Below are 11699 nucleotides of genomic sequence, written 5' to 3' on the forward strand. Positions count from 1 at the left end.
TTATTATCATTGACCGACCTAAATTTGTAACATCTAGTCATTTTACTACTCTTATAAACTAAAAAGCTCCGATAACATATTCAGAGCTTTTTATTGTGAATTATTTATTCTTATTAACTATACTGCTTCTCTACCCAGTCCTGATAAGAACCGTCCATCACAGCTTGCCACCACTCTTCATTCTCTAGGTACCATTTTACTGTTTTAGCAATACCTGTTTCAAATGATTCTCTAGGTTTATAACCTAGTTCATTTTGAGTTTTCGTTGCATCAATTGCATAGCGTCTATCATGACCTGGTCTATCTTTTACATAAGTAATTAAAGACTTTGTATCACCAGCGATTGCCGCTTTTGCGTCAGCAAATTTTCCCGCAAGTGATTCGTTGTTAGCAAACTCGTTTTCAACAAGCTTACAAACTTCTTTTACAATATTAATGTTAGCCCACTCATTGTGACCACCAATATTATAGTTCTCACCTACTTGGCCTTTTTGTAATACTAAATCAATACCGTAAGCATGATCTTCTACATATAACCAATCACGTATTTGCATACCATCACCATATATAGGTAATTCTTTATTATGCAATATGTTAGTAATAACTAAAGGAATAAGCTTTTCAGGGAAATGATAAGGACCATAGTTATTTGAACAGTTACTGGTAGTAACGTTTAACCCAAATGTATGATGATATGCTCTTGCTAAATGATCACTCGCTGCCTTACTTGCCGAATAAGGCGAGTTAGGTGCATAAGCGGTGTCTTCTGTAAAAGCTGGGTCATCAGCAGATAGTGTGCCGTATACTTCATCGGTAGATACATGATGGAAGCGATGCTCAAGCACCTCAGGGCCATCTAGCCACACTTTCTTTGCTGCTTTAAGTAACGAATAGGTACCAATGATATTCGTTTCAATAAAGGCATCTGGTCCTGTTATTGAACGGTCAACATGAGACTCAGCAGCAAAATGCACTAAAGTATCAATACTATGTTCAACTAATAATTTCTCAACAAGTTCTTGATCGCAGATATCACCTTTTACAAAAGCTAAGTTATCATTGCTTTCAACAGGCTTTAAGTTGGCAATATTACCCGCATAAGTTAATGCATCTAATACCACTACTTTATCATTTGGGTAATTGGCTAACCAATAATGTACAAAGTTAGCACCAATAAAGCCGGCACCACCGGTTACTAATAATTTTTTCATAATTTAATCTTTTAACTAATTTAAAGTTTTAAGCTTTGCCATCATTGAGCGCAGTTCTTCTCGCCAATGTACTAAAGACACATCTGGTAATGCAGCTAATAAACTGCTTTTATCTAATACACTATAGCTAGGTCTTTTCGCAGGGGTTGGATATTCAGTCGTCGCAATTGAATTTATATTGATTTGTTTATTCAATAAACCAAGCTCTAAACCTATATCACAAATGGCTACTGCAAAGTCATACCAACTTGCTACGCCATTATCAGTATAATGATGAACACCAGAAAGTTTTTCTTTAGCAGCGAGTAAGCATATTTTTGCCAAACTAGAAGCATGTGTAGGCGTGCCGATTTGATCGCCAACTACGCCTAATTGCTCTCGTTCATTCATTAGTCTAAGCATGGTTTTAACAAAGTTATAGCCATGCACCGAATATACCCAAGAGGTACGTATTACACAACAGGCACTACCAAGTACATCAATAGCCGCTTTTTCACCAGCGAGTTTGCTCTCACCATAAACGCCTATTGGAGTACATGTATCATCAGGAGTATAAGGAGAAGATTTACTACCATCGAAGACAAAATCGGTTGATACTTGCACTAAATTTATGCCTAAATCAGCACAGACAACCGCGATGTTTTTAACGGCCTGTTCATTCAATAAAAAGGCATTTTCAACGTCTGATTCTGCTTTATCAACGGCTGTATATGCTGATGCATTAATAACGGCATCTGCACCTAATGAACCCATAACACTTTTAAGTGAATTAACATCACTTATATCAACATCATTTCGCCCTAAACATACAACAGAGCATTCTTCGCTATTAAGTAAACCTAGCTCAGTAGCAAGCTGACCACTTTTGCCTATGACTACAATTTTCATCAATAGCCTACTTATTCAAAATATGGAGCTTCAGCAAAACTAAGCCCTTGCTCATCTTTTGCTGATAGTGAAGGAGCCTTACCATCAACTAACGGCCATTGAATGCCAATACTAGGATCATCCCATTTGAGTGATACTTCAAATTCAGGCGCATAATAGTCTGTGCATTTATAAACAAACTCGGCAGAGTCACTCATAACATAAAAGCCATGAGCAAAACCTTCAGGAACCCATAATTGACGTTTATTATCTGCAGACAACACAACACCAACATGTTTACCAAAGGTCGGAGATGATTTACGCATATCAACCGCAACATCGTAAACTTCACCTGAGACGACACGAACAAGTTTGCCTTGAGTCATTTCAGTTTGATAATGAAGGCCACGTAATATGCCACAACTTGATTTGCTATGATTATCTTGTACAAAGCGACGCTCACAAACTTCCGACTGAAACGTATCATCACGAAACGTTTCCATAAAAAAGCCACGTTCATCACCAAATACTGTAGGCTCTAAAATTACAACATCAGGAATGTCAGTTTTAATAAACTTCATTAAAAGATCTTCTCTTCAATAATATTTAGCAAGTATTCGCCATAACCACTTTTACGTAGTGGCTCAGCAATGACCCGTAATTGTTCAGCAGTGATCCAACCGTTACGAAACGCTATCTCTTCTGGGCAATTGACCTTCAAACCTTGGCGCTTTTCAACCGTAGCTATAAACTGAGCCGCTGCTAATAAATCATCATGAGTACCAGTATCAAGCCAAGCAGTACCTCGTCCCATAATTTGCACGTTTAATTCACCAGCCTGTAAATACTGATCAATTACGTCTGTTATTTCTAATTCACCACGTGCGGAAGGTTTAACATTCTTAGCAAATTCAACCACACGAGAATCAAAGAAATATATACCAGGAATTGCATAACTAGATTTTGGCACTGCAGGCTTTTCTTCAATTGAAATAGCCTTGCCAGTCTCATCAAATTCAACCACACCGTAAGATGTAGGATTGGCAACACGATAACCAAACACTGTACCACCAACGTCACGAGAAGCAGCCGAACGTAAAGACTTAACTAAATCGTGACCATAAAACATGTTATCGCCAAGCACTAGAGCCGCAGAAGAACCAGCAAGAAAGTCTTCAGCAATAATAAATGCCTGTGCTAAACCATCTGGTGAAGGCTGAACAGCATATGTAAGTGACACTCCAAAACCAGAACCATCGCCAAGCAAACGCTCAAATCGATGAATTTCTTCAGGGGTGGATATAATAAGAATTTCGCGGATACCTGCTTGCATTAATGTAGCAAGTGGGTAGTAAATCATTGGTTTGTCATAAACTGGCATAAGTTGCTTACTAACAACTTTTGTCAAAGGGTAAAGGCGTGTTCCACTGCCACCAGCTAAAATAATTCCTTTCATAACTAATTCTCGATTTCTAAATTGTAATATTCACGATACCAATTAACAAACTCAGCAACACCTTCTTTCACAGATGTTTTTGGTCGCTGCCCTGTAACCTCAAATAAGTCTTCAACTTCAGCATAAGTTTGGTAAACATCTCCAGGTTGCATATCCATAAAGTTTTTCTCAGCTTTAACCTCTAACGAAGTTTCCATTGCTTCAATAAAATCAAGTAACTTAACAGGATTACCATTACCAATATTATAAATACTGTAAGGTGCAGAACTATTAGCGGCAGAGCTTGTCTCAACATTCCAATCTGTGTTAGCTGTTGGTATAACTCCTTGAATGCGTATAATACCTTCAACAATATCATCAATGTAAGTAAAATCACGACGCATATCACCATGGTTAAACACTTTGATTTCACGGCCATTAGTTATGGCGTCAGCAAATAACATAGGAGCCATATCTGGTCTTCCCCATGGTCCATATACAGTAAAAAAACGTAAACCCGTGGTTGGTAAGTTATATAAATGCGAATAACTATGAGCCATTAGCTCATTAGACTTTTTGGTTGCTGCATAAAGTGATACAGGGTGGTCAACACTATCAGATGTAGCAAAAGGTACTTTAGTATTTAAACCATAAACAGAGGACGATGATGCATATACTAAATGTTTAACATTATTGTGGCGACAGCCTTCTAATATGGTTAGGTGCCCTACTAAGTTTGAATCTGCATACGCTAGAGGGTTTTCAATAGAATAACGCACACCAGCTTGTGCTGCTAAATGAATAACACGGTCAAACTTTTCATCCGAAAATAAACTAGCAATACCTTCACGATCTGCTAAATCCATTTTTACAAATTTAAATAAGCCACAATCAGAATAAGGTTTTAAGTTTTCTAAACGATCTTGTTTTAAACTAACTTCGTAATAATCGTTCAAGTTATCAAGGCCGATAACTGCATGCCCTTGTTCACACAAACGCTGCGCAACAAAGTGGCCAATAAAACCAGCAGCGCCGGTAACTAAATATTTCATATTTTTTCCTAAAAAAATCCTGACATAGTCAGGATTTCTCAACAATAATTTAAACCTAATCGTTACCAAACAAATCGCGCGTATACACTTTGTTAGCAACATCAGCTAATTCTTCATCCATACGATTTGAAACAATAACATCAGAAATAGATTTAAATTCTTCTAAATCAGCCACTACACGAGATTTAAAAAACTCATCATCTTTAAGTACAGGTTCATAAACAACAACTTCAATACCTTTGGCTTTGATGCGTTTCATAATCCCTTGTATAGATGAAGCTCTAAAGTTATCTGAGCCAGATTTCATCACCAAACGATAAACACCAACAATTGTTGGCTTTCTTGCAACTATTGAATCCGCTATAAAGTCTTTACGTGTACGATTGGCATCAACAATTGCGCCAACCATGTTATTAGGTACATCAGCGTAATTAGCTAATAGCTGCTTAGTATCTTTTGGTAAACAGTAACCACCATAACCAAATGAAGGATTATTATAATGACTGCCTATACGAGGATCTAAACTAACCCCTTCAATAATTGAACGAGAATCTAATTCATGTACTTCGGCGTAAGAATCAAGTTCATTAAAATAAGCAACACGCATAGCTAAGTACGTGTTAGAAAATAATTTAACAGCTTCAGCTTCAGTAGAACGAATAAATAAAACTTCTATATCTTCTTTCCAAGCACCTTCAACTAAAAGCCTTGAAAACGCACGAGCACGCTCTGAATCTTCGCCAACAATTATACGTGATGGATAAAGGTTATCGTAAAGAGCCTTACCTTCGCGTAAAAATTCAGGAGAAAAGATTAAACCTTCACAACCAAACTCTTCGCGAATGCGAGCTGTATAACCAACTGGCACTGTTGATTTAATTATCATACAAGCAGATGGATTAATCGCCATAACATCTTTAATTACTGCTTCAACTGAAGATGTATTAAAGTAATTTGTAGTAGGGTCATAATCAGTAGGTGTCGCAATAATCACATAATCAGCGCCTGCATATGCTACTTCTTTATCTAAAGTAGCTAAAAAATTTAGACTCTTATTTTCAAGAAAATCAGATATTTCTGTATCTTCAATTGGTGATTTACCTGAATTTAATAACTCTACCTTTTCAGGAATGATATCGACAGCAACAACTTCATTGTGCTGCGCTAATAACATGGCATTTGAAAGGCCTACGTAACCTGTACCAGCAATTGCAATTTTCATAATTAATCCTTTATAACTCTATCACCACTTCCTTTACCTGTGACAGTTTGAATTATGTACTTAAAGTAATCACCTAAAGATAACGTCAAAATCATTTTTTCATCCGTTTTAGCTAGAAGCTCTGGAGTTGACATGTCAATTTCATTCACTTGCGCAAGGCCAGTGATACCGGGACGCACATTATAAACCCCTCGAGATTCACGCTCACTAATTAATTCTTCTTGGTTAAACAAATTAGGACGAGGTCCTACTAAACTCATTTCGCCTCTAAATACATTCCAAAGTTGTGGCAATTCATCTAATTTGGTTTTACGTAGAAAGTTACCAAATTTAGTAATAGACGCACTCGATGCTAAATGGCTTGCCACAGAAGCTGTGCCTACGGTCATGGTTCTAAACTTAATAAGTTTAAAAGGCTTTTGATTACGCCCTACTCGCTCTTGAATGAAAATAGGAGAGCCAGTATCAAAATAACCGACAACGGTTAATACAATTAAAATAGGAAACCCAAATAAAAGCCCAAAGAAGGCAAATAAAAAATCTAGGATACGAATTACAAAATGAGTCATATGTCTCTCTATTAATAAAAAGAAATTATTGAATAAATAAGGGTTATTTTTGAAAGTCTTTTACTGTTTCAGTAAAGCCATCTTCAACGGAATAAGGTGGTGTCCAATCAAGTGTTTGGCACGTATGATTTATATCTACTTGAAGTGAACCAACTAACCTATCAACCAAAGTAGTTTTACCTGTTAATTTTCCAGCTAATTCAAATAAAGATTTAGGGAATGGCAGTAGCAAAGTGTTTTTGCCCATAGCTATACTCAAACGCTTAATAAAATCTGATAAAGATAAATCGTCATTATCTGACACTAAAAATATCTGATTTGCCGCTTTCTCGTTTTTCACACATTCAATAATCAAGCTGATTAAGTTACCAACATAAACCATTGAACGTTTATTGGCAGATAATGAGCCAAACGGAAGAGGTAAACCTTTACTGACCAAGTTACAAATAGCGGCAAAATTTGCTTTAACGCCAGCCCCATATACTAAAGGGGGACGGATGATAACAATCTCCATTCCTGTTTCTTTTCCCAAAGCAATTAATTGCTCTTCAGCTTCAGCTTTTGAAATACCATATGGGTCTTCTGGTGCAGGTTGATCTGTTGAAGTGTAAGGTTTTTTGCCTGTGGTAGATTCTCCATTCACCTTAATTGAGCTAACAAAGATAAATCGTTTAACGCCAGCCTCTGCTGCAGAGCGAGCTAATTTCATAGTACCTAAAACATTTACTTCACGAAATTCCTCTAGGGGATTTTTTGCATACTCTCTCATTACATGCACCCGAGCAGCACAATGAATAATAATATCAACAGATAACAGTTTATCACTCCAGTCTGTAGCAGAGTCTATCCCATGAACAAATTTTTCACGCTCTTTATCTACCATTTCGCCTCGAAAGACTGTTACAACCTTTGAGTCATTATTTTTTAATTTCTTAAGTAATCGTTTTCCAACGAAGCCACTTGCTCCAGTAAGCAAAATCACAATATTTATCCTATAAACTTAGATATTTGTTAAATATTTGCATATATAATTCAAACTTAGTTGTTTTAAACTGACTGTTCATAACCTGTTGCCGCATTTTTTTAATAATCATATCTCGATGATCATTATTTAGTAATTTCACTAAGCCATCGTGAATTGCATCTATAGAATTCGGATCAACGTAAACTGCATACCCACCTAAAATATCTCTAACATAATTATAGTCGCTAGCGATCAGAGGTGTACAGCTTTCGATAGATTCAGAATAAACGGATGAATAATCTTCTTTGAAGCTTGGGATCACTGTAAACAAGCTAATACTATACAGTCTAAATAAGTCTTTTCTTTTTACTTTCCCTAGATTCTCTATGTTGTTCAATAAAAACACTGAATTTAAATTACAATTTTTACAAAGCTTTTCGAACTCAAAGTCTTCAATTGTTAATAACAGCTTAAAATTTTTATTTTTCTCTCTCACTTTTACGCAGGCCTTGATGACATTTTCAAAGTTTTTATGAGGATAATAAGAAGACAACATTAGAATGTTGTTATTACATAGTTTTAATATTTTATTATTTATACATTCTTGACTAGCATTAGTTATACTTTTACCAAAATTTGTGTTTATATTAGGAACAACACTTATTTCCTCAATGCTTTTATTTACTATATAAGCTAAATCTTTTGCACTTCTTTGCGTTTCGCAAATATAACTATCGGCTTTAAAAAGCCAACTTCGTTTATAAGAAAGGCTCATTTTAAAAAAAACTAAATCTAAATAATTTTTATATACTTTTGTAAACGGGATCTCTTTCGGCTTTGTTAACCAAGTATTAGCAACGCCCATGATATGAAAGCTATCAAACTTTACATATGCAGGTCCAAATATTGTGTAAACCATATCGGGTAAGACTCTTCGCTCTATGGCTTTCAACCTAAATCGAGAAATTATATTTTTAGCTGGGCTTTGCCTGAAAACAAATATTTTTTGTCTTTGAATACCTAAATTTTTTATTTCTTCATATATTTGCGAGGAAACACAGTAGTGCCACTCTACCCCTTTGTTATTCCAAAATTGGGACTCTTCGATAAAATAAACTGCACAGGAGATGCCACCTCCTTTTATTAAGTTAGTCGCATTAACTAATATTCTTTTCATTTTTAGCTGTCAATATTATTTTATAATTTACTGTTAACACCAATTTTTTTTAATTGCTAATAGAATTGATTAGATTTGCTCCATTTACATAAGGAAAATAAGCTATTACAACCAATAATACAGCGACGCCTCTCAGTCCATCTAATGCAGGTAAGTATTTCACGATCTTTATCTTTTTATTAATCTATGTTTTGTTTGTTTTACAAGAAACCTTATTAGACTAATTAAATACCATCGAAAATGCTTGGAAAAAATATTTCTATTTTGATATCCGCCAATATGAAAAGCTTTAATTTCTTTTAAATATATTACTGGCTCAGAAAGTAAATTGTTGGCCCTAAAACATATATCAACATCTTCATAATACATAAAATAGTTTTGATCAAACCCGTTCAATTCATCATAAAGAGAACACCTAAAAATTAAAAATGATCCTGCCGCCCAGTCAACATTATCTAAATGTCTAAGTTCAGCTTTGTTATAAGCGTCTGTTACAGGCAATCTACGAATAAGATTAAGCAAAGATTTATTTGAAGGAAACTTTCGAATTGACAACTCACTGCGAGTCAATTTTTCATCAGAAAAAAGATTTATCGCAAATAAGTTCATCGAATTAGTGGATAGAATATTGGTTAATTTATTTATCATATCACACGAAATAACCACGTCCGGGTTCATTGTTATAAACCAATCAGCAGGCTTAATTCCATGTTTTAGAGCGATAGAGAAGTTTTTATTATTGTTTTCACCAAATCCTAAAGGAATTGCAGATTCAGAGTAATGGAAGCCATTTTTCAAACTAAATTTTTTTAATTGACAATTTCCAACATTATCTCGTAACAAAATGGTAACATTTGGTAAGTTACCTATTTTAATTAACTCTTCATTCTTGATAAGGTCTGATTCGTTATTATGAGACACTATTGAAATATAAATCGTAGCCATTTTTAACTTTTTCTCACTTAAATTTTAAAATAAATTAGATTTACATGAAGCATTAGATTTATGCATATGAAGGTGTAAAAAATTTTTTTGTATGATAAGACAGGCAAGGCAGCAGCAATAAAAAAAGGAAGCATGAAAACATAATATTTAGCATTTACATAACTAGGAAATACAAAAACAATGCATAATATACTAACAAACCCAGCAATTGACGGAACGATGAAATCATTAACGTGCGAGATTTCTATAGATTTAAAATTCTTTGCTAATTTAAATATTGAGTAAAAAATCAAACAGCCTATAGCCGCATATAAAATAGGAGATTTAACATATGCAGGAGTAAAGAAGATAAACGACATGTATGTTATTATTGGTCTCAAAATAACAGGATATTTATCAACTAAATCTTTGCTCTCCAGAGCGTAGAACATAGCTTCTGCTTTCTCAGCTATTATAGGTATGTAAGGTATGTTTTTTAATATCTCTGTACCCAGAACATAAAACACTATGATTTGTATTGTCGCGACTGTTAATAACCAACTAAAACCTTTAATTGAATATAGCCATTGATAAACAATCGTTAAACAATAAAAAAACAGTACAACAATAAAGCTTCCAGCATCTATTGCAAAAATTGCCATTAGTAAAGCTATTACAACATAGATATTTTTAAAATATAAAACGATTAATATTGATAGGAACAAAACTAATTGCTCATCAGCTAAAACACCCAAGTAGTAAATAAAACCAGGAAAGCAAAGACTCAACAAAATAGAAATTTGGCGAAAATTAAATTGAGGATTGTCACTTTTGTGCTTTGTAACACAAAGCATCAGTATCGGTATTGTAAAAAACAAAGCAATAAAAATCCGGATTAACGCTTGATAAAATGGCTGCTGACATGATTCTGCGTCTATAGACACATTTAAACTAGTGGGGGTTGAATTTATTTGACAATTAGAATTAATATCGAGGTTCGACAACATACCTTCCAACCAGTGATATGGTGAAATAATGGGATGCGAATCCTGAATTATTTGATAGGCTCTATAGTTATAATCAGGTTCATCTCCAAATGGAAAAGAAAACCTAGCAACTATACAAGCTACTATTGCAAACAAGGAAATAACGAACCTTGCTTTAGAAAGCCGTAATTTATTTTTAGTAAACATTAACGGTTTAACATAGAGTCTAAGAAGCTATTAAACTTATTAGATATCTTATCTACACTATACTTTTCTGATATTAACATCGCTTCGCTTGCCAAAGATTCTGCGAAAATATCATTCGTGATTAGTTCATCAATCGCATTTGCTAAAGATATGTAATCTCCCTTAGGAACCAATACCCCATTAATGCGATTTTCAATTAATAGCCGAGCACCACCTGGGTCGCAATCAGTCGCTATACAAGCAGAACCAATCGACATTGCTTCAATTAAAGCATTAGGAATTCCTTCAAAGTCTGATGATAAGACATAAATCTTATCTTGCTTAACTTGCTCCTTAACGTTTTGCACCAGGCCATGAAATACAACATTATCAGACAAACCTAGTTGCTTGACTAGGTCCTTAACTATAGCTAAATCAGGTCCATCACCATAAAAGTTCAAAATTAATTTAGGGTATTTTTCAATTAATATATTCAATGCATTCAGCATTAAATCTTGACGCTTTTGTTTTAATTCAAATCTACCGACAAACGAAATTGCAATATTTTTGTCATCCCAACTTATAGGTCTACATTCGTCTAAAATAACTGGATTCGGCAATATAATTGATTGTTTTTGCAATTTTTCAGGAAAATAAGCCCTAGCACCAGGAGTTTGGAATATCGCAGCATCAGCTCTTTCCATTCCATATCTCTTAATTTTTGAAATTAATCTAGTTTCAGACGCAGGAAATCCCCTTTCGGAGACGATTAAGGTGCAACCACAAATAACCTTTATCAAAAAACCGTAGAAACTATTAGTTGAATTAAATGAAACAATAGCGTCCGGTTTCTGTTTTTTTACTACCTTTAAAATTGATAAAAAGTCACCTAATCTTTTTAAGATAGGTAATGCCAATCTTTTATCTCGCCTAATTAGATTTATGTTTTCATTTAACTTGTAATATGGATATTCTGAAGTTTCATAAGTATACATAACGCAATTAAATCTTTCTTTATCAAGATTATTTGACAAAAAAGATACCATTTTATTTGCGCCACTGTAGGTAATCTTATGATAAATAAATAAAACTTTTTTCTTATTCAT

General features: G+C 34.4%; 12 protein-coding genes. All 12 read right to left on the reverse strand.

Annotated features, from left to right (window positions below; genetic code table 11):
- Positions 1–113 precede the first annotated feature (113 nt).
- The 12 genes from rfbB to LT090_RS10955 all read right to left on the reverse strand — a co-directional run bounded on the left by rfbB (position 114) and on the right by LT090_RS10955 (position 11699).
- A complete protein-coding gene (rfbB, locus tag LT090_RS10900; RefSeq protein WP_068546665.1) occupies positions 114–1211 on the reverse strand; it encodes a dTDP-glucose 4,6-dehydratase in 1098 nt (365 codons plus the stop codon).
- A 15-nt stretch (positions 1212–1226) separates the two neighbouring features.
- Entirely contained in the window at positions 1227–2099 is an 873-nt protein-coding gene (gene rfbD / locus LT090_RS10905) for a dTDP-4-dehydrorhamnose reductase (RefSeq protein WP_068546664.1), read from the reverse strand.
- Between the two features lie 11 nt (positions 2100–2110).
- Positions 2111–2659: a dTDP-4-dehydrorhamnose 3,5-epimerase gene (gene rfbC / locus LT090_RS10910; protein ID WP_068546663.1), complete on the reverse strand. Its 549-nt coding sequence runs from the start codon at positions 2657–2659 to the stop codon at positions 2111–2113.
- Positions 2659–3534, reverse strand: coding sequence for a glucose-1-phosphate thymidylyltransferase RfbA (gene rfbA / locus LT090_RS10915; RefSeq protein ID WP_068546662.1), 876 nt, complete (start codon positions 3532–3534; stop codon positions 2659–2661). Before rfbA ends, rfbC begins: the two co-directional genes overlap by 1 nt.
- A gap of 2 nt (positions 3535–3536) precedes the next feature.
- Positions 3537–4565 (reverse strand): NAD-dependent epimerase, encoded by a 1029-nt coding sequence (locus tag LT090_RS10920; protein WP_068546661.1) that lies wholly within the window; start codon positions 4563–4565, stop codon positions 3537–3539.
- A 55-nt stretch (positions 4566–4620) separates the two neighbouring features.
- Positions 4621–5787, reverse strand: coding sequence for a nucleotide sugar dehydrogenase (locus LT090_RS10925; RefSeq protein ID WP_068546660.1), 1167 nt, complete (start codon positions 5785–5787; stop codon positions 4621–4623).
- Positions 5788–5789: 2 nt separating this feature from the next.
- Entirely contained in the window at positions 5790–6356 is a 567-nt protein-coding gene (locus LT090_RS10930) for a sugar transferase (protein ID WP_068546659.1), read from the reverse strand.
- A 43-nt stretch (positions 6357–6399) separates the two neighbouring features.
- The gene (locus LT090_RS10935) at positions 6400–7338 is read right to left on the reverse strand and encodes a UDP-glucose 4-epimerase family protein (RefSeq protein ID WP_332452296.1); all 939 of its coding nucleotides are present in this window, start codon (positions 7336–7338) and stop codon (positions 6400–6402) included.
- A 10-nt stretch (positions 7339–7348) separates the two neighbouring features.
- The gene (locus LT090_RS10940) at positions 7349–8497 is read right to left on the reverse strand and encodes a glycosyltransferase (protein WP_068546657.1); all 1149 of its coding nucleotides are present in this window, start codon (positions 8495–8497) and stop codon (positions 7349–7351) included.
- A gap of 168 nt (positions 8498–8665) precedes the next feature.
- Positions 8666–9442: a glycosyltransferase family 2 protein gene (locus LT090_RS10945; protein ID WP_068546656.1), complete on the reverse strand. Its 777-nt coding sequence runs from the start codon at positions 9440–9442 to the stop codon at positions 8666–8668.
- 17 nt (positions 9443–9459) lie between these two features.
- Complete coding sequence (locus tag LT090_RS10950) at positions 9460–10614, reverse strand: hypothetical protein (protein WP_068546655.1); 1155 nt, start codon at positions 10612–10614, stop codon at positions 9460–9462.
- Positions 10614–11699 carry a glycosyltransferase gene (locus LT090_RS10955; protein WP_068546654.1) on the reverse strand — a complete coding sequence of 362 codons (1086 nt, stop codon included), beginning with the start codon at positions 11697–11699 and terminating at the stop codon, positions 10614–10616. The genes LT090_RS10950 and LT090_RS10955 overlap by 1 nt, the downstream gene beginning before the upstream one ends.

Origin of the sequence: Thalassotalea crassostreae, from assembly GCF_001831495.1 — a bacterium.
GTDB lineage: Bacteria > Pseudomonadota > Gammaproteobacteria > Enterobacterales > Alteromonadaceae > Thalassotalea_A > Thalassotalea_A crassostreae.